The following is a 22,274-nucleotide window of genomic DNA, read 5'->3' on the forward strand; positions in this document are numbered from 1 at the left end:
ATATTATTTACTACTTTTTCTAGATAAATATAACATTAAAGTTATAGCTTTACAATATATCTGGATAAAATATTCAATATTGTTCATGTGATTCCATAGCCATTAAATCAATTTTAATAACATCTTCCATATTCTCAATGAAAGCATCGAGTTCTATATTACAGTAAAAACCCGGCTCTACTTTAGGAGCCGGGTTTTTATATATTTATCAATAGGGGGGTATTTATGCAAGAAGTAACCTATCGCTTAAATCATCAGGATGTGTCTTTTCAAATAATTTCAAAAGGCTTTCTTTTGTCAGTCCCTTCTTTTTGTCTCCTTTGATATCAAGTATTATACTTCCCCTGTGCATCATAATAATCCTGTTTCCAAGGTCTATTGCATGGTGAAGGTTATGGGTTACCATAAGGGTAGTTATCTTTCTACTTTGAACTATATCCTGAGTTATCTCTATTATTCTCTCAGATGTTGCAGGGTCAAGGGCAGCTGTGTGTTCATCCAAAAGAAGTATTTCGGGATCTGACATTGTAGCCATTATAAGGGATAGTGCCTGCCTTTGCCCTCCGGACAAAAGCCCAACCTTCACATTGAGCTTATCCTCAAGTCCAAGATTAAGCTGAGATAAAATTTCCCTAAAGTGGGATATATTCCTTTTTGAAACCCCAAAGGTTAGCCCAAACCTCTTTCCCTTGTTAAAGGCCATTGACAGATTCTCAAGAATGGTCATCGAAGGTGAAGTCCCCATTGCAGGGTTTTGGAATACTCTTCCTATAAATCTTGAACGTTTAAACTCAGGAAGATTTGATATTTCCTTTCCATTTAAAACTATTGAGCCTTCGTCCACCTCAATTGCTCCTGATATAGCGTTTAAAAGGGTTGACTTTCCTGCTCCATTGCTGCCAATTACTGTTATAAAATCACCTTCATCAATGTTTAGGGACAAACCATTTATAACAACGTTTTCGTTAACCGTACCCCTGTTATAAACCTTACGCAGATTTTGCATTTGCAGCATTTGAATCCCCTCCCCTTGATATTACACGCTTTAAAGTAGTCCCTATCCTCTTATTGCTTAATCCAAGTGCAATGACAACTATTATAGATGTTATAAGCTTCAAATCCGTTGGAGGGAATCCAAGCTCTAAAGCAATAGAAGTGCTTGCCTTATACATAATAGCACCTGCAAGAACCATTGTAGAAGGCGAAATCAATGAAAATCTTTTTAAAACGCTCTCTCCAAATATAATGGATGCAAGTCCCATTACAATAATTCCGCTTCCCATTCCAACGTCTGAAAACCTCTGATACTGTGCCATTATTGATCCTGAAAGGGACACAAGTCCATTAGAAAGTGCAAGGCCAAGTATTTTAATTAACCCTATATCTATTCCAAGGGAGACTACAATGCCCGGGTTGTCACCAGTTGCTCTTAAAACAAATCCAATCTTTGTTTTAAGAAACAAATCCAATATTAGCTTTACACCTATTGCAATAACTAAAACTATAACTATTTTAGGGCTGCTGCCTGTAAATATAGTTTCTTTGTTAAAAAAGGGAAGGTTTGCCTTTCCCATTATCCTCAAGTTGATGGAATAGAGCCCAATCATCACTAAAATACCTGAAAGCAGGTTTGTTATTCCAAGTTTTACGTGTAAAAATCCTGTTACAGCACCTGCCAGTATCCCTGCAAGTAATGATAGTGTGCAGGCTGTTATTGGATTTATGCCCTTTACAAGGGAGGCTGCCGTAACAGCTGCTCCAAGGGCAAAAGTGCCGTCCACCGATAGATCTGGAAAATCCAGTGTTCTATAGGTGATATACACCCCAAGTGCCATTATTCCAAAAATAAACCCCTGCTCCAGCACTACACCTATAAGTCCTGACATGCTACTTTCCTCCTTTAACAAGCTCCGCCTTATCCTTTAATTCCTGTGGAATTGTAATTCCAAGCTTATCAGCAGTTTCAGTATTGATTATTAGCTTTGTATCCTTAAGGGTAGTTACCGGCATATCCTGAGGTCTCTTGCCGTTTATTACTTCTACTGCTGCAAGACCTGTCTGGAATCCAAGGTTATAATAGTCAATACCTTCTGTAGCAAGAGCTCCTGAATTTACCATGCCTGCTTCTGCCGCTATTACGGGGATTTTAGCCTCAACACATTTACTTGATATCAATGCCATTGATGATGCAATAACGTTGTCAGTGGGAGCGTATAAAACATCTACTTTCTTTAAAAGAGCCTCAAGCGCCTGAGAAATATCATTAACGTTTGTAATTCCTGAGGTTACTATCTCAAATCCAAAATCAGGTGCTATCTTCTTCGCCTGTTCCGCCTGAACCTCCGAATTACTTTCACTTGTATTGTATAATATACCTACCTTTTTTGCGTTTGGAACAAGCTTTTTAATGAGTTCAAACTGTTTCTCAATCGGGGCTGCATCGCTCGTACCTGTGACATTCGTCTCTGACTTTTCCATAGATTTTACAAGCCCTGCAGATACCGGATCTGTAACAGCTGTTATTAATATTGGAATGTCCTTTGTAGCGTTAAAAGCAGCCTGTGCAGCTGGAGTTGCAATTGCAAGTATCATATCCTTTTTCTCTGAAACAAAATTTTGAGCTATGGTCTGGGAGGTTGGAATGTCTCCCTGAGCGTTTTGAAAATCTATCTCTATATTATTGCCATCCTTAAAGCCCTTTGATTTAAGTGCGTCGATAAAACCTTTCCTTGCTGAATCCAATGCAGGGTGTTCCACAAGCTGTGAGATACCAATTTTGACGATTTTATCTTGTGTTGAATTTGATGAACCAGATTTAACTTTACTGCAGCTCACCATAAGAAATGAAGCTAAAAGAACAATAAGAGTTGTGATTTTGAAAATGTTTTTACCTACCATACTACCATCCTCCTAAAAATTTTATATAATAAAAAAACCCTCCAGAGGAGAGTTTATAAACATATGGATCAATATCCCATGAGGGGAGAGCTATCTCCTTCTATACTGCTAAACTACCATACTACATTTGAACCTATACTACAAAACTACACCAATACCTTCCAAAGTGTTATTTAAATATAATTATATAACCTTTATGTTCAAAATTCAAGTGTATTTTTATTAATTTTCCGGAATTGATCTATGGCCAAGCCCTATAACAACCTCGTTTAAGTGAAGAAGGCCAATACTCATAAAAATACATACGCTTATATGTTCTCCACACCTTGCTATACCTATTTTGCCTCCAACGTTAAGACCATTTGCCTTTGCAGCTACCTGCATTATTGCCTCCCTGGCGGCACCTGCAACAGCGCCGTCGTGTACATGGCACTCCTTTGTAATTCCACTTCTTCTTGAGGCCACAAGAGCTCTTTCGATTATCTTTGGTATTGAAGAGATGAGATCCCCTCCAAAATCAACTGCAGCAGTCAAGATTCCCTTTTCCCTAAAATCCTCAATTAGCCTTTGTTCATCTTCCCTTGAGGATATAGCCATTTTAATCGACGCCTTTGCGATATCAATGCTATCCCACTTCATTTTTCCACCTCCGTTTTTATTCAACAGTTTAATTATACAATATTTCCATTAAACATTTTGCATTTTTGGTTAATAAATTATTTCAAACAATAACAAAAGAGCCCGAAGGCTCTTTTAAAACAATTACTATTGATATATGAAATTATGAGTTGATTATAGACATCTTATTAGATTTGCCATCTCAATAGCCGTAACTGCTGCATCATAACCCTTGTTTCCAGCCTTTGTTCCCGCCCTTTCAATTGCCTGCTCTATTGTATCTGTAGTAAGTACCCCGAAAACGACAGGAACTTCCGTTTCAAGGGATACACTTGCAATTCCCTTTGAAACTTCATTTGAAACATAGTCAAAGTGAGGAGTTGCACCCCTTATAACAGCCCCCAGGCATATAACTCCATCGTACTTGCCTGACTTTGCCATTTTCTTTGCAATAAGTGGTATTTCAAAGGCTCCAGGAACCCATGCAATTTCAATGTTATCATCATCTACTCCATGTCGCTTTAAAGCATCGATGGCACCTGATAACAGCTTGCTTCCAATAAACTCATTAAATCTTCCAACTATTATACCAAACTTCAAACCTTGGGCAACTAATTTTCCTTCATAAATTTTCATTTTACTTTGCCTCCTTAAAAACTAACATATGTCCCATTTTTTCTTTCTTTGTTCTTAAATAGTATTCATTTCTTTCATTATGGTTCATTTGAATAGGAATCCTTTCAACTATTTCAATTCCATAGCCTGAAAGCCCTGAAAGTTTCTTTGGGTTATTGGTCATAAGCCTTATTTTTTTAACTCCAAGGTCAGCAAGTATCTGCGCCCCAATTCCATAGTCCCTCATATCCTCAGGGAATCCAAGTGCCAAGTTTGCCTCAACTGTATCAAGTCCCTGGTCCTGAAGAGCATATGCCCTGAGCTTATTAATAAGTCCTATACCTCTCCCCTCCTGGCGCATGTACAAAAGAACACCTCTGCCTTCATCATTGATTTTCTTCATTGCAGCTGCGTACTGTTCTCCGCAGTCGCACCTTAAGGAACCGAAGGCATCTCCAGTTAGACATTCTGAGTGGACTCTTACAAGCACAGGTTTTCCATCTGAAACATCACCCTTAACCAGAGCAACATGATGCTCACCGTTTAAAATATTTTCATATCCAATTATTCTAAATTCACCGTATTTAGTTGGCATATTTGCCTCTGCAACACGTTTTACCAGGACTTCGTTTTTTCTTCTATAGGCAATTAAATCAGCAATGGTTATCATTTTAAGATTATGTTCCTTTACATATTCTATAAGCTGAGGAACTCTCGCCATTGTTCCATCTTCATTCATAATTTCACATATTACCCCTGCAGGATATAACCCTGCAAGCCTTGCCAGGTCTACTGCAGCCTCAGTATGTCCTGCCCTTTTTAAAACTCCACCTTCCCTTGCTTCAAGTGGAAAAACATGCCCCGGCCTTTTAAAATCCCTGTAAGTTGCTTTAGGGTCTAATACCTTCTGTATTGTAAAGGCTCTTTCATAGGCCGAAATTCCTGTGGCAGTTTCAACTGCATCAATTGAAACTGTAAATGCCGTTCCATGTGAATCGGTATTTTGAACAACCATTGGGCCAATATTAAGTTCCCTAAGCCTCTCTCCTATTATAGGCATACATATAAGCCCCCTACCGTACTTTGTCATAAAGTTTATGGCTTCAGGGGTTACCATTTCAGCTGCCATTAGAAGATCTCCCTCATTTTCTCTGTCCTCCTCATCAACAACAACTATCATTTTTCCATTTCTAATGTCTTCAATGGCATCCTCAATTGTGTTAAACTTGTACATTTAGTTCACCTCACATTTTATATAAATCCATGTTCACTTAGAAAATCAATGTCAATGTCTTTTTTGGCATTTGAAGGCTCTTTAAACAATAAAAACCTTTCAACATATTTTCCAATCATGTCGCATTCAAGATTTACCTCATCACCTATGTTTTTTTCAATAAGGGTAGTTACAGCCTTTGTATGGGGAATAATTGATACCTTAAACATATCGCAATCAACATATGCAGCGGTCAGGCTTACACCATCAATTGATATAGAGCCTTTATAAACAACGTATTTTAATATATCCTGAGGGGCAGCTATGGATATCCATAGGGCATTGTCTTCCTCCTCAAAGTTTTTAATGACTCCAACACCATCGATATGGCCGCTGACAAGATGTCCTCCTATCCTGTCACCAACTTTCAAAGCCCTTTCAAGGTTGACTCTGCTTCCCCGCATAAGATTCTTTAAATTACTTCTTTTCATGGTCTCAGCCATAACATCAACTGTAAAGCTGCTTGAATCAAAGTCCGTTACTGTAAGGCATACACCGTTTGTACTTATACTATCCCCTATCTTTACACCTTCAAGTACCTTCTTTGCCTTGATTTTAATAACAGCTGATTTTGAGGATTTAATTACAGACTCAACAACACCTACCTCCTCCACCAATCCTGTAAACATATCAATTAACCTCCTTAGAAATTCACAAAATGTATCCTTCTATCATGATGTCCTCACCAAATCTATAAATTTCCATATCCTTCAGTATAATAGCATCCCTTACTAAACCTATGCCCTGTCCACCTACAGGAGTTTTTGCTTCCCTTCCCCCCAATATTTTTGGTGCTATAAAGAAGTTAACTTTATCAACAATTCCTTCCCTCAGAGCAGCAAAATTTAGCGTTCCTCCTCCCTCTAAAAGAACGCTGTCTATTTTTCTTTTCCCCAACTCCTTCATCAAATAACATAAGTCAACTTTATCATCTTTTGGAGGAGTCAATATAATCTCTGCACCAGTTTCCTGAATGGCTTTTATTTTATCCTTGTCTATAAACTCAGTAGCTGCGATTATTGTTTTTGCTTTTGAATTTCCATGTAAAACTTTTGCACTCAAGGGTATTCTCCCCTTGCTGTCAACAACTATTCTTATCGGGTCAATTCCATCAGTATCATCGAGTCTCGTTGTTAAAAGAGGATCATCATTAATAATTGTATTTATACCCACCATAATTCCGGACACCCTATGCCTGAGCCTATGGACATATCTTCTTGATAGTTCATTTGAAATCCATTTTGAATCTCCAGAATATGAAGCTATCTTACCATCCAGTGTCATGGCAGCTTTTAAAATGCAAAATGGAATCTGAGTTGTTATATACTTGATGAAGATTTCATTCAGTTTTTTTATTTTGTCTTCAAGCACTCCCACTTCAACTTCTATACCATTGCTTTTTAAAATTTCTATACCTTTTCCTGATACAACAGGGTTAGGATCCATCATCCCTATTACTACCTTTTTAATCCCCTTTTTAACAATAGCGTTGGCGCAGGGTGGTGTCTTTCCATAATGGGAGCATGGTTCTAAAGTAACATACATGACGGCTCCACTAACATTTTCAGTGGCACTATTGAAGGCGTTTATCTCAGCATGATTTTCTCCATATTTTTGATGATATCCCTCGCCTATAATTCTTCCGTTCTTTACTATAACTGCTCCTACTAAAGGATTCGGTTTTGTAAACCCTTCACTTTTTTTTGCAAGCTCTAAGGCCCTTTCCATATATTCAATATGCAAAATCTCACCTCCGAATAAAAAATAGCCCTGAAGTCTTAGCTTCAGGGCTATTTTTGTACAAGATATTATTCTGCTGTATAAATATAAAAAACATACAATTTCTCGTACACCTTCTTCCATCCAGACTTTAACTGTCGGCCCCGGAGTTTCACCGGATCATGCCTTTCGGCTCGCGGGCTTTACCGCCGGTGGGGACTTACACCCCGCCCTGAAGGTAATATTAATTTTTATAATTAAAGCCTATCACCATCAGCATTAATTGTCAATATATTGACCAGTTTTTTCTCTTTTCTTAATCAAATCCATCATGTGTTTTGGAATAAACTTTCTAAGCCTTTCAGGCAGTATATTCAAATCTTCACTTGTAATGCCTTTCATAAAAATCAGCGAAACAAAATATACATATTCTCCTAAAACAATACAAATCAATGCAGGCACAGCATATGAAATATATCCACTGCTAATGAAACTTATAACATAATGGAGTACAGTATAAATGCCATATATACCAATTCCCATTATGCCAGATGCTATTGCTGGCCTAACGGCGTAAACAAATACGTTTGTTTTATTGTTTATAGTCTTAACAAGTATTATATTCCCAAGCACCAGAGGTATGAGATAGTATATCGTATTTCCAATTATGGCACCAAGGATGTTTATATCTGGTATCGCAACGACAAAATAGTTAGTTATTATTTTCCCTGCAATTCCTATTATAAGAAAGGAAGAAACCAGATAAAGTCTTCCAAGCCCCTGAAGTATTGTGCTGAATACCTGAACGGCTGACATAAGCACCAGGACATAAGCCCCATAAAGCATTACATAGGATCCACCGCCAAACTTCATAAGCCTGTAAATGGGGTAGCTTAGAATGCTCAGCCCAACTGCAGAGGGAATTGATATTAAAAAGCAGGTTTTAAACGCCATTTCTATTTTATCTATGACCTCATCCCTATCGTTTCTTGCAGCAGCTGCTGCAATTGCAGGAAGAATTGCCACAGATAGGGAAGTAATTATTGCATTCGGAATTCCTATAAGCTGATTATATTTGGTTAGAAAACCAAATAGCTTTGTGGCCTCTGATTCTAAAAAACCTGCATGCAGAAGCCTTGCTTTCGTGTTGCTGAGGTCTATTATATTTCCTAGATTGTACATAAGCGTATATGCTGACAGGGGTATGCTGCAATTTAATATCCTCTTAAATAATTGCTTATTTGAATATCTCTTAACCGATGGGTCATGCATTCTTACAATTTTTGACTCTTTATTCTTTCTATATAAATGTACAAGAAATAAAGATGTAAAAAGGGCTGCTATGGAAGTTGCAAAGGCTCCTCCCCCGACTGCTGCTTCCAAACTGTGCCTTATAAATGCATAGGCCAGAATCAGAGTAAATACTATATTTATAACCTGCTCAATTACCTGCGAAACAGCTGTGGGAGCCATATTGCCCCTTCCCTGAAAATATCCCCTATATGATGTATTTATTGTGGAGAAAAATATCGTTGGAGCCAGTGCCAGCACCCCTAAATATGACCTTGGGTAATGCACTGCAGCTGCAATGGATTTTGCAAATATGAAAAACAAAACTGAAACTATAAAACCCAGACATATCAGCAGCGCTCTGGACATTTTAAATACCTTTACAGCATCCTTATAGTTTCCAACTGCCGTAAGCTCCGATACAAGTTTTGAAATGGACTGGGGAAGCCCTGAGTTTGTCACTGCATAAATTACAACAAATATCTGGTAGGAAGCAGCATAAACTCCATAGCCTTCATCCCCTAATATTGCAACTAGCACAGGTAAATATAAAAGGGACAACACCTTTACAATTAGTACTGCTACGGATAAATATGCAAAACCACCTATTGTTGATTGCTTCTTCATATGAAACTCCTCGTTTTTCCTTAATTCATTGGTATCCACTATATTTTATCATTCGCTTCAATTATTATCAATAAAATGAAAATTCATCTTAACCTCCACATTGCTTTATGTCATTTTTCAATTTCTTGAATATTATATCTTAGAGAAATGACAGGAGGTTTAATATGATATTTCAAGAAGTAAGCTGGATAAGAATCAACAGCCAAAAATTTTGCCCTGCCTTAAGGAAGATCGCCCTTGAATGGTATCGATCCTTCAGGCATGTTCCATGTTTTATGCAAAACTTCTTTAAGTGGTTAAAACAGCGTTATAAAAAATATAATGTTATCGTTCAAGTCGAAAAAAATCATGCCAGTGCCTTTTCAATTATGTCCCTGGCGTCATCAACAGGATGCAGGATAGAAAAGGAGCTTCCTTTGATAAACTCCTTCCGTACCAGAGTTAATGCAAAAAAACTTAGAAAACTCGCTGAAAATAGAGGTGTAAAAAAGATATGGCTTGATGGTGAAGTACACGCTGTACTTGATACGGCCTCAAGCGTTATAAAGTCTTCCACACTATGGAAAAGCGGCATTACAGGAAAGGGTATTACGGTAGCAGTACTTGATTCAGGAGTCTATAATCATCCAGATCTTAAGGGCAGAATAATTGGCTTTGTAGACTTTATAAAAAATAAAAAAACTGCATACGATGACAATGGCCACGGAACCCATGTTGCAGGCAATATAGCCTCAAGCGGAAAAAGTTCAAACTATAAATATCGCGGGACTGCACCTGAGGCAAATATAGTTGGGGTTAAGATACTAAATAAAGAGGGATCTGGCAGCTTTTCAACTGTTATTGAGGGAATTCAGTGGTGCATAGACAATAAGGATCTTTTAAATATAAGGGTTATGAATTTGTCCCTGGGAAGCCCCCCAATGCAGTCTTATAAGGATGACCCTGTATGCCAGGCAGTTGAAAGTGCGTGGAAAGCAGGGATAGTGGTATGCGCTGCAGCAGGAAACAGCGGCCCCGAGCCAAACACTATAAACTCCCCTGGAATAGACCCATTAATAATTACTGTGGGAGCATTAAACGACAACAATACAATACCGGCCTTTGACGACGTAATAGCCGATTTTTCAAGCCGTGGCCCCACAATAGATAACCTTCAGAAACCTGATATTGTAGCACCTGGAGTTGATATTATATCCCTTAGAGTACCCGGCTCACTCATTGATAAACAGAATAAGAGTGCAAGAGTTGGAAATCTCTACACTTCTCTGTCCGGGACATCAATGGCAACACCAATATGTACCGGAGTTGTATGTCAGATGCTTCAGGCAAATCCATCCCTTACCCCCGGTGAGGTAAAGGAAAGGCTTATTAAAACCGCCATTCCTGTTTCAGGTGTAGACAAAAACTCCCAGGGTGCAGGAATCATAAACGCAGAAGAAGCGGTAAAATAGAAATAAGAATAGCCTGCATAGACATGGGCAGGTTATTCTTATTTCTCTGCTTCTATCCTTACATCTTATTATATTATTTTTCCTCAAGTGTTCCAATTTTTTCATCAACAATCAAAACAATTAGCTCAGTATTCTCAGGCCTTTTATCCATTATGGTTGTATTGCTGAATATATTCCAAGTGTCTCCATATTTCTCCTCCATCCCTGGAATGTTGCATTCTTTATAATAACATGCTTTCAAATTATACTTTCAAATTCCATTTGAACTAAGAGTCTTTTTTATATATAATGATTTTATGTTCTTCTAAATTGTTCATGTATTTATAATATTTTTATTTAATTCCAATAAATTCGCATATCTTCAATCTGTACAAAAAACAATGTTTTAAAACTCTGCTTCACTATCTTTTACGGAGGGATGGTTATGAAATCAAAGGTATATTTTTACAACATGAGGGCTTCCAAGGCTTCCCAGGCTATTCCCAAAAAGATTGCAAAGCTTTTCGATGTTGCTGGTTTTAAAAACATAATTAAAGAGAATGACCTTGTTGCAATTAAGGTTCATTTCGGAGAAAGAGGAAACACAGCTTTTATAAATCCCGTATATGTGCGTCAGGTCGTTGATAAGGTTAAAGCAAATGGAGGAAAGCCATTTTTAACCGACTCAAACACGCTGTATAAGGGAAGTCGTGCAAATGGAGTTGACCATTTGGTTACTGCAATTGAAAATGGGTTTGCCTATGCTGTTGTAAATGCTCCTATTGTAATTTCCGATGGAATATACAGCAAAGATTCCATGGAGATTGAAATCAATAAAAAACACTTTAAATCAGTTAAGATATCTTCAAACGTAGTTCGTGCCGATTCTATGATCGTTATGTCTCACTTCAAAGGCCATGAAATAGCTGGCTTTGGAGGAGCTATTAAAAACCTTGCTATGGGATGTGCCCCTGCCGCAGGAAAACAGCAGCAGCATTCAACTGTTCAGCCAGTGGTTGGTGATCACTGCAGGGCCTGTCAGATGTGCCTTAAAAATTGCCCTGCTGACGCAATAACAATGGTAGACGGTTCAGCATATATAAATCCTGAAAAATGTATAGGCTGCGGTGAATGTATATCAATTTGTACCTACGATGTAATAAAGCCCCAATGGGGAACAGCTATGGACTCCTTCATTGAAAGAATGACGGAATACGCATACGGTGCATATTCATGCAAGAGGGATAAAATAGCATTTATAAACTTTGTTATAAACGTTACTCCTCTATGTGACTGCGTTCCATGGAGTGACGCCCCAATCGTACCTGATATAGGTATACTTGCATCCTTTGACCCCGTTGCAATAGACCAGGCAAGCTATGACCTTGTGAACCAGCAGCTTGGCCATTCCCACAGTGCACTTGGTGACTGCGGACATGGCCTTAAGTCGGGGGAAGATAAATTTAAGGCCCTTCATCCGGAAACCAGAGGAGAAATGCAGCTTTCCTATGGAGAGGAGCTTGGCATGGGCTCAAGGGATTATGAATTAATTGAACTTAAGTAAGAAAAAATCTCCGTGATTAAATCGCGGAGATTTTTTTCCTCCATTCATCATTCCGGCAAGGATATCGTTTATGTCAACCTTAGACATTCTTTATAATACTGGTCTTGTTTGAAAATTCCTCTCCAGAGGGATACAACGCAATATTCCTTGTCTTCATATTAATTCGCCACAAATCAGCTAAGACGTTGAACCTTCACTCCCTGCATCAGATACGAAAAAGTTCTGTACACAAGCGTAGTTGTGAGAGCAATATATTTTTATCACAGCGTCTTTTGAAAATAAAACTAGCTCTGCATGAAACAAAATTCACCACAATATTATGAAAACAGTTTCTAAATTAATCCGCTTTTCAGTTCAGGAACTAAGCGAAGATAAAAAATATATGAAATTCACATAAAACGGGCAATTAGAAGTTCTAGGCGAAGGGATGCAGAAAAATCCTAAAACTTTCGTGACTTAAGCAAGGCGAGTTTAACGAAAGTTCTTGATTTTTCAAATCCCGAGCCTTAGAACTTCTTTGCAAAGCGTGCTGGTGAATGAAATATATTTTTTATCGCAGCGTCGGCCTGTAAATTTATCTGCTTTTATTCCAACGGGCTTTTCAGAGTAGCACAACGCGTTAAGTTAATTTACCGTTCCCCTAAGTCCGATCTCATCTGCTACCTTTTGCATTCCTTTTATGGTTTCCCCTATAACGTAATCGAGTTCAAGACCAAGCATTGCTGCGCCCTCTTCGATTACTTCCCTCTTTACTCCTGCCGCAAAGCTCCTCTGCTTCCACTTCTTTTTAATGGATTTTACCTCAATATCCATGATGCTTTTGCTTGGTCTAACAAGAGCTGCAGCAGCAATAAGCCCAGTAAGCTCATCTATTGTATATAATACCTTCTCCATTCTCTCTACCGGTTCAACATCTGAACAAAGCTTCCACCCGTGGCTGACTATGGCCCTTATGTACTCCTTTGGCCAGTTTTCCTCTTCGAGTATTTCCTTGGTCATCGTACAGTGTTTGTCGGGATACATCTCATAATCAAGATCGTGCACAAGCCCAATAATTCCCCACTTCTCTACATCTTCGCCAAAAAGATTTGCAAAATGTCTCATAACTGCTTCAACAGCAACAGCGTGGCGTATGAGGCTTTCATCCTTATTATATTTTTTCAAAAGCTCAAAGGCCTCTTCCCTTGTAGGTATCTTTTGCATAAGCCATAACCCTCTTTCCTTAGTAAATTTTACTATATATGATAGTAATGGTAAAAGGGATTGTCAAGTTTTTTATTCCAGCCTGTTATTATGCATCCATCACTAATTCCTGAATGCTCTTTGAGTTATAATTTAAACTAACATTAATATTATTTTAAAAAATTTATTTTAAAGGTAAAGACCTATCCTAAAGCTTCGATAATATTAAAGAGATGCATATATATATGTCGATACACGCAAAAACTAAGGGGGAAATTTTATGAAATGGTTTAGAAACCTAAAAGTAAGGCAAAAACTTATACCATCTTTCTTTTTGGTCATATTGTTCTTACTATCTATCGGACTTGAAGGTATAATCAATATGCAGAGGATTAACTCTAACGGAAGGGTTATAGCTGACAGCTATCTCGCATCCCTTGAAAATATAACTAATATAAAACAAAATATTCTTGAAATGCGCGCAAACATTTCAGAGGCACTTAACAGCCAGAATAAGGATAATCTTAAAGAGTACGAAAATGCAATAAATGCCTTAAGCAAATCTAATGAGGATCATTTTACAGCATTTGAAGCTATACCATTTTCCTCAGAGGATGAAGAAAGGATTTACAAGGATGAGTTTAAGCCCTATTATGATAAGTATAAATCTCTTCAAAAAAATATTATGGACGCAATAAAAAATGGAGACTATGCTACAGCCTATAGCCTTTATACTGGTGACTATAATTCTCTTAGAAAGAATGTTGAATATAATTTGACAAGAATAATAAACGTAATACTCGCAAATACAGAGGAGATTAAAAAGCAAAACGCCTCTATATTTAATTCATCACTTATAAATATGATTATAATTATTTCAATTGGAGCTATTTTGTCCATAGCCCTTGGAATAATTATATCAAACCTCCTTGCAAGGGAGGCCAAAAAGGTTTTGGCCTTTGCTGAGAGCCTTGAAAAAGGTGATCTTACTCAATCCATATCATCAAACTCCAGGGATGAGCTTGGAATAATTATTAATTCACTTAATATGGCTGCAGCAAATACCCGAAATCTTATATCTGAAATAAATATGAGTTCAAACGAGCTTGGTGCATCCAGCGAGGAGTTGTCCGCATCGATTGAAGAGATTTCATCCCAGATGGCAGCTGTAAACGAATCCTCAAAGCAAATATCCCAGGGTGCTGAGGAATTGAGCTCATCTATACAGCAGATAAGCACTTCCATGGAGGAAGTAAGGGGAACTGCAAGTGATTTTGTTGAAAGTGCAAAGAGTACAATAGAGTATGTTGAAATGGTTATGAAAAACGCAAGGGAAGTAAAAAATAAGGGAACAGGATCCATGGAAAATTCAAAGAGAATCATGCAGGAACAAAGGGAAAATATATTAAAATCAATTGAAGAGGGTAAGGTTGTAGAGCAGATAAAGGTTATGGCTGAATCGATTGGAAACATAGCTTCACAAACAAACCTCCTTGCCCTAAATGCTGCAATAGAGGCTGCAAGGGCTGGAGAACATGGAAGGGGCTTTGCAGTGGTTGCCGATGAGGTACGAAAGCTTGCGGAGCAGTCTGCACAAACTGTCTCCAGCATTCAGGAGGTTATACAAAGGGTTTATGCAGCCTTTGTCCACCTTTCTCAAAGCGCTGAAAGCGTTATAAACTTCATGGAAACAAATGTAACAAACGACTATGAACTTCTCATACAAACAGCTGAGGCCTACGAAAGGGACTCTGAGTTTATGACATCATACTGGCATGAAATAGCAACTGCGTCCAAGTCAATGCTTGAATCCATTGACCAGATAAACATGGCTATTCAAAACGTGTCAGCTACAACACAGCAGTCAGCTGCAAGCTCTGAGGAAATACTTTCAAGCATTACTGAAGTTTCTACTGCCATTGAAGAAGTATCGAAATCTGCACAGAGTCAGGCTGAGCTTGCCGAAAAGCTGAACGGTTTGGTTCAAATATTTAAAATACAAAATAATCAAGAAGCTGAATAATAATTTTATTCAGCTTCTTCACCATCTGCCTGGCATAAGCTATTCATTAGTTTTTATAGCATAATGAATTAAGATATTCGTTAGTCAGAGTTGTTAATAGGATATGACTTTTTGCTATAAGCCAATACCCTTTTCTGGTATTGGCTTATATTTTTTCTCCATCAAACCCCATTCCACAATTTTTATGATATACCTGCATAATCCACGAAAAGTAAAGATATATTTAAATAAATGGTAAATATTATAAAAATTATATTTTTCTTCTAAAATAGAAGATTGTAATTATCTCTACTATGTAATATCATTTTTATATAGCACAATGTAGTATTTTATACTACATTGTATAAAAGAGGCATGAAAGCAATATGATTTCGTGTTTCCATGGAATGGCTTAAGTTTACTCGTATCATTAATAACAAAATTCAAATAAATTTATGGGAGGTTATTTTATGTTAACGTCACTTGCGACCCTTGCAACTCCTATGCTCATCATACTTGGCGTAATTGTTCTTTTATGGCTTTTAGGCTTTAGGATAATCCCCAGCAACAAGATAGGCATTGTTGAAAAATGGTGGTCTCCAAAGGGTTCCTTAAATGAGCAGATAATAGCCTTAAATGGAGAAGCCGGCTACCAACCTGAAGTATTAAGAGGTGGTATTCACTTTAAAACTCCTCTAATGTATAAGGTTCATAAGGCTCCACTTGTTACTATACCCCAGGGTCAAATAGCCTACGTATTTGCCCGAGACGGTAAACCCCTTGAGCCTACACAAACCCTGGGAAGGGTAATCCCTGAATGTAACAACTTCCAAAATGTAAAAGCCTTTCTGGAAAAGGGTGGACAGAAAGGTCCTCAAAGAGGTATCATCCGTGAAGGAACCTACGCTTTTAACCTTGCACAGTTTATCATAATAACTGAGGACAAAACCTACTATCTTCCTATGGGTTCCCACTCAGAGGAAGTTACCATTAATAAAATGGCAGCTCTTTTAAAGGATAGGAATGGATTTACCCCTATAGTAATTAAAGGTACTGATGACAAGGTCGGAATCGTTACAGTTCATGACGGTTTGTCCCTTAACAGGGATGACATTATAGCTCCAACCGTTGGTGATAATCCAGAGGATCCTGATACCTACCACAACAACTTTCAGGACCCTGAAAAGTTCCTAAGGGCTGGCGGGTTTAGAGGAAGGCAGCATCAGGTACTAGTTGAAGGTACCTACTTTATTAACAGGCTTTTTGCTACGGTTGAGCTTATTGATAAGACTATTATTGATGTAGGTTACGTTGGAGTTGTTGTATCATATATAGGCCCCAAGGGTATTGATTCAACAGGTGATGAGTATAAGCATGGCGAACTTGTTGAAAATGGATATAGGGGCGTTTGGAGAACTCCCCTAATGCCAGGTAAATACGCCTTTAACACCTATGCGGGAAAGATTATAAAGGTTCCAACAACAAACATCATATTAAAATGGATAAGCAATCAGAGCGGAAATCATAGATACGATGAAAACCTTAAAGAAGTAAGCCTGATCACCAAGGATGCCTTTGAGCCATCCCTCCCTCTTTCAGTAGTTATGCACATAGATTACAAAAAAGCTCCCCTTGTTATCCAAAGGTTTGGCGATATCAAGATGCTCGTTGACCAGACCCTTGATCCAATGGTGTCTGCTTACTTTAAAAATATAGGTCAAACTAAAACCCTTATACAACTTATACAGGAACGAAATGAAATTCAAAATATTGCTTCAAGTGAAATGATGGAAAAGTTCAACCACTACAACCTTGAACTTGAGGAAGTACTAATAGGAACACCTTCAGCCTCCGTAAATGATGATAAGATAGAGATTATTCTAAAGCAGCTAAGGGATAGACAGATAGCATTAGAACAAATTGAAACCTACTCTCAGCAGGAAAAGGCAGCTGCCAAGGAAAGGGAGCTTAGGGAAGCTGAATCAAAGGCCACACAGCAAAAATACCTTACAGAGTCTGAAATAAATATTCAGATTCAAAGTAACCAGGGTAAGGCAGAATTCCAAAGGTCCCTCCAGGAAGCCTTAAAGATTAAGACCATTGCAGAAGCAGAAGCCGAAAAGGAAGCAAGGGTTGGTATTGGTAAAGCTATTGCAATTGAAGAGCAGGTTAGAGCTTACGGCGGCCCACAATATCAAGTTCTCCAGGATATAATGAATAAGTTTACCTCAGCCATTGAAAGATCAAAGATAGACATAGTTCCAAAGACGGTTATATCAATGGGACAAGGAGCTTCCTCTGTAAACGCCTTTGAAATGCTTCTTAGTTTAATTATTGGCGAAAAGCTTGGAGTTAAGATTGATGGCACAGGAGACAAGGTAGAAAATACAAGGGTTAAAGAGATTAAGGACCTCATATTAAAAAGCCTTGAACAAAACAATGAGAAGAAAGAAACTTCCGATGAAATAAGCGTTGAAACCATGAACCAGGTTGCTCCATCCAAGGAGAAGTAATAAAGAAGGCTGTCATTCAAATATTTCAATGACAGCCTTCTTTATACATTTCATTCATTGGATTTAACAACATCCCTGTTCTTTAAAAAATAATCTATTCCTGAAATAATCGTTGCTATCAGCGCAGCATATATGGCAATAGGAGCTAATGTGCCTATGAAGTTATTGAAAATTTTTGCCTCTGAACTTGAAAAAACGCTTATAAAGGTATGATCAAGATTTAAAAGGGCTATGATTATTGCTGCAATCTGTGTTGTTGTTTTTAATTTTCCCCATTTACTTGCTGCGATAATTCTGCCATTTGCCATCGCTAAAACCCTTAAGCCCGTTACCGCAAATTCCCTTGCGATGATTATTATAACTATCCATGCAGGAAGCATTTTATACTCCACAAGGGATACAAGAGCAGCTGTTACAAGCAACTTATCTGCAAGGGGATCCATGAACTTCCCAAAGTTTGTTATCTGATTCCTGCTTCTTGCTATATATCCATCAAGTTTATCCGTAGAAGCCGCTATTATAAAAACAATAGTTGCTATCGGAACACCAAAGGATATTCCTTTTATGGATATAAAAATCAGAAAAACAGGTATTAAAAAAACCCTTGCTATGGTAATTTTATTTGCCAGATTCATTATGCACCACTCCTATCAAATTTTATATTTCGCAACCAGCAGATCAAATCCATCAATTTATATACAATATATTATATATTATAGATATAAAATAACTTAATTTCCAGTAATTAATATTTATGATAATACATTTATTTCCTATTCGATAATACATTACTATAAATATTTATTCCATTTTATTTTGCTCATTTATTATGTTATTATTTTTACTCGTTGTGCTAGATAAATTTACAGACCGACGCTGCGATAAAAAATATATGAAACGAACTATTTTAGCGAGCAACTAGAGGTTCTTAGCGAGAGGACATCTGAGAAGCCGAAGTAGAGTTCGTGGTGTTTGAGCTAAGCGAGTTTTAAAAGCTTACTTGGCTTGTCAGCTGTCCCGAGCTTTAGAACCTCTATGCGCAAGCGTAGTTGTGAGAGTAATATATTTTTTATCACAGCGTCGATCTGCATATTCTTTCTGCTATTATTCCAATGGGCTTTTTAGAGTAGCATATTTTAATAATACGTTATAAAGGGATGATGTTCCCGTAGATTAAATCAGAACGTCATCCCTTTAGCTTATTATCCCCGTGATTATTTAAAATTAAAATAATCCAATTATCTCATCTAAAGCCTGTTTCTCATCTTCTCCATCTATTATAAGTTCAATTGTTTCGCCACATTTTAAAGCAAGGCTTAATAGGTTAAGTATACTTTTTGCGGATATCAATTTACCATCTTTTTTAATATATATAGTGCTTTTAAATTTGTTGGCAGCCTTTAATATTTCAGCTGCAGGCCTTGCATGAAAACCATCATCCCTTTTTATAGTTATCTGTCTTTCGATCATTTATAATACTTCCTCCTGATTTTTAAAGCTTGCACATATTTTTGCTCTCAATAGCGGTGTTTATAACGCCCTCAATGTCCTGTTCAACTGATGCCTGTATAACTGCAGCAAGAACTCCTTCTACAAGCGGTGCATCAACTATTTTTACCTTTTCCCTTATACTCTTCTCAAGCATGTCAATTGCAGTTTCAGTTCCCATCACAGCGCTTCCAATATCAACAAAAACAAGTATATTATCTGCCACCTTTGCTTCCTCTATGGCTTCCTTTATTTTTACAGGGTTTGTTCCAATTCTTCCATCCTCAGCTCCACCTGCTGCTCTTATTAAAACCTGTCCACTATTCATCTGTTCAGCTATGTCCTTAACTCCTTCGGCAACCTTTTCGCTGTGCGAGACTACAATTATTCCCAACATAATTATCCCCCCTTACGTTTTTCTAATAAGAGCCTAAAAATAATTTATTCTATATATTTCTTCACAAAGCAGCAAAGATGTTAATCTATTATACCCCTTCAAGATAATCAATTATAGCCCTCATATATGCTGGCAAATCCTTTGGAGTTCTTGAGGTAATAAGGTTCCTGTCAACAACTACCTCCTCATCAACATATTTTGCTCCTGCATTTTCTACATCGTCGATAATTGCATTGACGCATGTCATCCTGTACCCCTTTAAAACCTTAGCTGATATGAACACCCATCCACCGTGGCATATAGTTGCAAGAAGCTTTCCCTCTTCAAAGAACTTCCTAACCAGACTGGTTACTTTTGGATACCGCCTTAACTTATCCGGTGCCCACCCTCCTGGTACAAGTATTCCATCGAATCCCTCTGAAGTTACTTCGTCTATATTTGCATCAACAGTTACACTTAAACCATATTTACCTCTATAGGTCTTCTGACTTCCACTTCCAACGATGACCACATCACATCCCTCCTCCCTGAGCCTAAGCACAGGATACCACAGCTCTAAATCCTCAAATCCTTCTTCAGCAAGCATAATAACTCTTTTACCAAAAAGCCTCATATTTTCCCTCCTACATAGGTTTATGTTATTCTTACTAAAAACTGTTTGATATCTCTTTATCACTGCCCTTTAAAAATTTGTTTCTCCTAACATTTAGTGTTGTCCTTAACAAATTCATAAATCGCATCTATCATCAAAAAGCTTGATGTAGCCCCTGCATCCTGATGTCCAATACTCCTTTCCCCAAGATAGCTTGCCCTTCCCTTTCGTGCCGCTATCTCCTTTGTATAGTTTACTCCGTTTAGAGCAGCCTCTCTGGCATTTTTAAGTATATCAACCGCAGGAAGCTCCTTTAAAACCCCTTCTTTCAGCGCATTAAAAGCCGGCTCTAGGGCATCTATCATTGTTTTGTCCCCTGCCTCAGCCTTTCCCCTCATCTTAATACCCTTTATTGCTTCATCCATAATCTTTATAAAATCATTCATGTCTACCTCAGTCTTTCCTGCCACAGCCATACCGCCCTTCATAAAGGCTGTACCATAAAGAGGTCCAGATGCTCCGCCAACGGTTGCTATAAGGGTTAATCCCACAAGCTTAAAAAGCTCGCCTATATCCTTTATATTTGTTGAATTCATTTTATCCTTTACAACTTTAAATCCCTTGTTCATATTCAGCCCATGGTCTCCGTCTCCAATGGCTGCATCCAGTTCAGTTAAAAACTCTTTATTTTCCTCTATAACGTCCCCTATTTTTTCAATTAAGGCAGCGACATCCCTAACTTTTAATGACATTTTTATAACCTCCCTTAAGTACTTCCATAAAAAAGAAATAAAGACTTTACATTAGAATTTAATCCAATGACAATGGAGAAAAATATAATTGAGCATAAAGGCAGCAATATATATTCTGCTGCCTTTTATCTGTATTATAATACCTTAAATCCAGGAGTATCTGATGGCGCATCAAGGAGGGCCTTTAATTCATCGTCAAGCTTTAGAAGTGACACAGAGCATCCGGCCATTTCCATCGATGTCATAAACTCTCCAACGAATGTCTTATAAACTTTAACTCCACTCTCATTTAATAATTCATGCACTTTCCTGTTAACAATGAAAAGTTCCATGAGTGGTGTGGCCCCAAGGCCGTTTACCATAACTGCAACTTCATCACCATGTGAAAGATTCATATCCTCAAGTATCTTTGACATGAGATGTGTAGTTATATCGTCGGCTGGTTTTAGCTCTTCTCTGTGGGTTCCTGGCTCACCATGAATTCCCATTCCTATTTCCATTTCATTTTCCCCGAGGGTGAAATTAGGTTTTCCCGCTGCTGGAACTATGCATGGTGTTAATGCCATACCCATACTTCTAACATTTGCTATAACCTTTTCAGCAACCTCCTTAACCTTATCAAGGTCTTCCCCCGCCTCGGCAGCGGCCCCGGCTATCTTATGTACAAAAACAGTTCCTGCAATTCCTCTTCTTCCTGTCGTCCATGTGCTATTTTCTACTGCTACATCATCATTAACTACAACGCTTTCTACCCTTATTCCTTCCATCTCAGCCATTTCCTTAGCCATTTCAAAGTTCATAACATCTCCAGTATAGTTCTTAATTATAAGGAGAACACCTTTATCTCCTGCAACCGCTTTGATAGCCTCATATACCTGATCCGGCGTTGGTGATGTAAACACTGCGCCTGCAACTGCTGCATCAAGCATTCCCTTTCCAACATATCCTCCATGGGCAGGCTCATGGCCGCTTCCACCGCCGCTAACCAGAGCAACCTTGTCCACACATGGTGCATCCTTACGAACGAGAACATTTCCACAGTCGAGTTTTCTTACATACTGTGGATATGCAAGAACTATGCCCTGCATCATTTCCTCAACAACTACCTCAGGATTGTTAATTAATTTTTTCATTTTTTCCCCTCCTGGTATATTATAAATTTATTCCCTTACGGGAATAGCTCATGGACATGAAAATAAATGGATATTCATAAAGTATTCATTTGTTTTTCTCCTACATTTTTATGCTGATAACGTTCTAAAAAATTACATAAATTAGGTAATTAGTTAGTTATTTTTAAAATAACATGCATGT

21 protein-coding genes and 1 riboswitch are annotated in these 22,274 nt (G+C 37.9%); of the genes, 4 read left to right on the forward strand and 17 right to left on the reverse strand.

Annotated elements, in window-relative coordinates; translation table 11 throughout:
- Nucleotides 1–223 precede the first annotated feature (223 nt).
- The 9 genes from EDD71_RS05890 to EDD71_RS05930 form a co-directional block, all read right to left on the reverse strand.
- Entirely contained in the window at nt 224–1,015 is a 792-nt protein-coding gene (locus EDD71_RS05890; RefSeq protein WP_133627823.1) for an ABC transporter ATP-binding protein, read from the reverse strand.
- Nucleotides 990–1,886, reverse strand: coding sequence for an ABC transporter permease (locus EDD71_RS05895; RefSeq protein WP_133627824.1), 897 nt, complete (start codon nt 1,884–1,886; stop codon nt 990–992). The genes EDD71_RS05890 and EDD71_RS05895 overlap by 26 nt, the downstream gene beginning before the upstream one ends.
- A gap of 1 nt (nt 1,887) precedes the next feature.
- On the reverse strand, nt 1,888–2,898 hold the full coding sequence (locus EDD71_RS05900) for an ABC transporter substrate-binding protein (protein WP_133627825.1): 1,011 nt from the start codon (nt 2,896–2,898) through the stop codon (nt 1,888–1,890).
- Nucleotides 2,899–3,120: 222 nt separating this feature from the next.
- Nucleotides 3,121–3,537: a HutP family protein gene (locus EDD71_RS05905; protein ID WP_133627826.1), complete on the reverse strand. Its 417-nt coding sequence runs from the start codon at nt 3,535–3,537 to the stop codon at nt 3,121–3,123.
- Nucleotides 3,538–3,690: 153 nt separating this feature from the next.
- Nucleotides 3,691–4,152 carry a 6,7-dimethyl-8-ribityllumazine synthase gene (ribH, locus tag EDD71_RS05910; protein WP_133627827.1) on the reverse strand — a complete coding sequence of 154 codons (462 nt, stop codon included), beginning with the start codon at nt 4,150–4,152 and terminating at the stop codon, nt 3,691–3,693.
- 1 nt (nt 4,153) lies between these two features.
- Nucleotides 4,154–5,365 carry a bifunctional 3,4-dihydroxy-2-butanone-4-phosphate synthase/GTP cyclohydrolase II gene (locus tag EDD71_RS05915; protein ID WP_133627828.1) on the reverse strand — a complete coding sequence of 404 codons (1,212 nt, stop codon included), beginning with the start codon at nt 5,363–5,365 and terminating at the stop codon, nt 4,154–4,156.
- Between the two features lie 17 nt (nt 5,366–5,382).
- The gene (locus EDD71_RS05920) at nt 5,383–6,033 is read right to left on the reverse strand and encodes a riboflavin synthase (protein WP_133627829.1); all 651 of its coding nucleotides are present in this window, start codon (nt 6,031–6,033) and stop codon (nt 5,383–5,385) included.
- 22 nt (nt 6,034–6,055) lie between these two features.
- Complete coding sequence (gene ribD, locus EDD71_RS05925; protein ID WP_133627830.1) at nt 6,056–7,147, reverse strand: bifunctional diaminohydroxyphosphoribosylaminopyrimidine deaminase/5-amino-6-(5-phosphoribosylamino)uracil reductase RibD; 1,092 nt, start codon at nt 7,145–7,147, stop codon at nt 6,056–6,058.
- 104 nt (nt 7,148–7,251) lie between these two features.
- A riboswitch (FMN riboswitch) is annotated at nt 7,252–7,367 on the reverse strand.
- 35 nt (nt 7,368–7,402) lie between these two features.
- Nucleotides 7,403–9,040, reverse strand: coding sequence for a putative polysaccharide biosynthesis protein (locus tag EDD71_RS05930; RefSeq protein ID WP_133627831.1), 1,638 nt, complete (start codon nt 9,038–9,040; stop codon nt 7,403–7,405).
- Nucleotides 9,041–9,204: 164 nt separating this feature from the next.
- Here EDD71_RS05930 and EDD71_RS05935 point away from each other — a divergent pair, with 164 nt between their 5' ends.
- Nucleotides 9,205–10,491 carry a S8 family peptidase gene (locus tag EDD71_RS05935; protein WP_133627832.1) on the forward strand — a complete coding sequence of 429 codons (1,287 nt, stop codon included), beginning with the start codon at nt 9,205–9,207 and terminating at the stop codon, nt 10,489–10,491.
- A 73-nt stretch (nt 10,492–10,564) separates the two neighbouring features.
- On the opposite strand, the gene EDD71_RS15510 is transcribed toward EDD71_RS05935, so the two are convergent.
- Nucleotides 10,565–10,732, reverse strand: coding sequence for a hypothetical protein (locus EDD71_RS15510; protein WP_207669292.1), 168 nt, complete (start codon nt 10,730–10,732; stop codon nt 10,565–10,567).
- Nucleotides 10,733–10,915: 183 nt separating this feature from the next.
- Here EDD71_RS15510 and EDD71_RS05940 point away from each other — a divergent pair, with 183 nt between their 5' ends.
- The gene (locus EDD71_RS05940) at nt 10,916–12,034 is read left to right on the forward strand and encodes a DUF362 domain-containing protein (protein ID WP_133627833.1); all 1,119 of its coding nucleotides are present in this window, start codon (nt 10,916–10,918) and stop codon (nt 12,032–12,034) included.
- 624 nt (nt 12,035–12,658) lie between these two features.
- Here the strand turns inward: EDD71_RS05940 and EDD71_RS05945 are convergent.
- On the reverse strand, nt 12,659–13,237 hold the full coding sequence (locus EDD71_RS05945) for an HDIG domain-containing metalloprotein (protein WP_133627834.1): 579 nt from the start codon (nt 13,235–13,237) through the stop codon (nt 12,659–12,661).
- A 259-nt stretch (nt 13,238–13,496) separates the two neighbouring features.
- Here EDD71_RS05945 and EDD71_RS05950 point away from each other — a divergent pair, with 259 nt between their 5' ends.
- The gene (locus tag EDD71_RS05950) at nt 13,497–15,239 is read left to right on the forward strand and encodes a methyl-accepting chemotaxis protein (protein WP_133627835.1); all 1,743 of its coding nucleotides are present in this window, start codon (nt 13,497–13,499) and stop codon (nt 15,237–15,239) included.
- A 449-nt stretch (nt 15,240–15,688) separates the two neighbouring features.
- Nucleotides 15,689–17,731: an SPFH domain-containing protein gene (locus EDD71_RS05955; RefSeq protein WP_133627836.1), complete on the forward strand. Its 2,043-nt coding sequence runs from the start codon at nt 15,689–15,691 to the stop codon at nt 17,729–17,731.
- A gap of 50 nt (nt 17,732–17,781) precedes the next feature.
- Here EDD71_RS05955 and pgsA read toward each other — a convergent pair whose 3' ends face one another.
- The 6 genes from pgsA to dhaK all read right to left on the reverse strand — a co-directional run bounded on the left by pgsA (nt 17,782) and on the right by dhaK (nt 22,093).
- On the reverse strand, nt 17,782–18,366 hold the full coding sequence (gene pgsA, locus EDD71_RS05960) for a CDP-diacylglycerol--glycerol-3-phosphate 3-phosphatidyltransferase (protein WP_133627837.1): 585 nt from the start codon (nt 18,364–18,366) through the stop codon (nt 17,782–17,784).
- 589 nt (nt 18,367–18,955) lie between these two features.
- The gene (locus EDD71_RS05965) at nt 18,956–19,201 is read right to left on the reverse strand and encodes an HPr family phosphocarrier protein (RefSeq protein WP_133627838.1); all 246 of its coding nucleotides are present in this window, start codon (nt 19,199–19,201) and stop codon (nt 18,956–18,958) included.
- Between the two features lie 22 nt (nt 19,202–19,223).
- Nucleotides 19,224–19,616: a dihydroxyacetone kinase phosphoryl donor subunit DhaM gene (gene dhaM / locus EDD71_RS05970; protein ID WP_133627839.1), complete on the reverse strand. Its 393-nt coding sequence runs from the start codon at nt 19,614–19,616 to the stop codon at nt 19,224–19,226.
- 88 nt (nt 19,617–19,704) lie between these two features.
- Nucleotides 19,705–20,229, reverse strand: coding sequence for a type 1 glutamine amidotransferase domain-containing protein (locus EDD71_RS05975; RefSeq protein ID WP_133627840.1), 525 nt, complete (start codon nt 20,227–20,229; stop codon nt 19,705–19,707).
- Nucleotides 20,230–20,315: 86 nt separating this feature from the next.
- Nucleotides 20,316–20,960, reverse strand: a complete 645-nt coding sequence (gene dhaL / locus EDD71_RS05980; protein WP_133627841.1) for a dihydroxyacetone kinase subunit DhaL — start codon at nt 20,958–20,960, stop codon at nt 20,316–20,318.
- Nucleotides 20,961–21,094: 134 nt separating this feature from the next.
- Nucleotides 21,095–22,093 carry a dihydroxyacetone kinase subunit DhaK gene (dhaK, locus tag EDD71_RS05985; RefSeq protein WP_133627842.1) on the reverse strand — a complete coding sequence of 333 codons (999 nt, stop codon included), beginning with the start codon at nt 22,091–22,093 and terminating at the stop codon, nt 21,095–21,097.
- Nucleotides 22,094–22,274: the final 181 nt, after the last annotated feature.

This window comes from Fonticella tunisiensis (assembly GCF_004364155.1).
GTDB classification, from domain to species: Bacteria; Bacillota; Clostridia; order Clostridiales; family Caloramatoraceae; genus Fonticella; species Fonticella tunisiensis.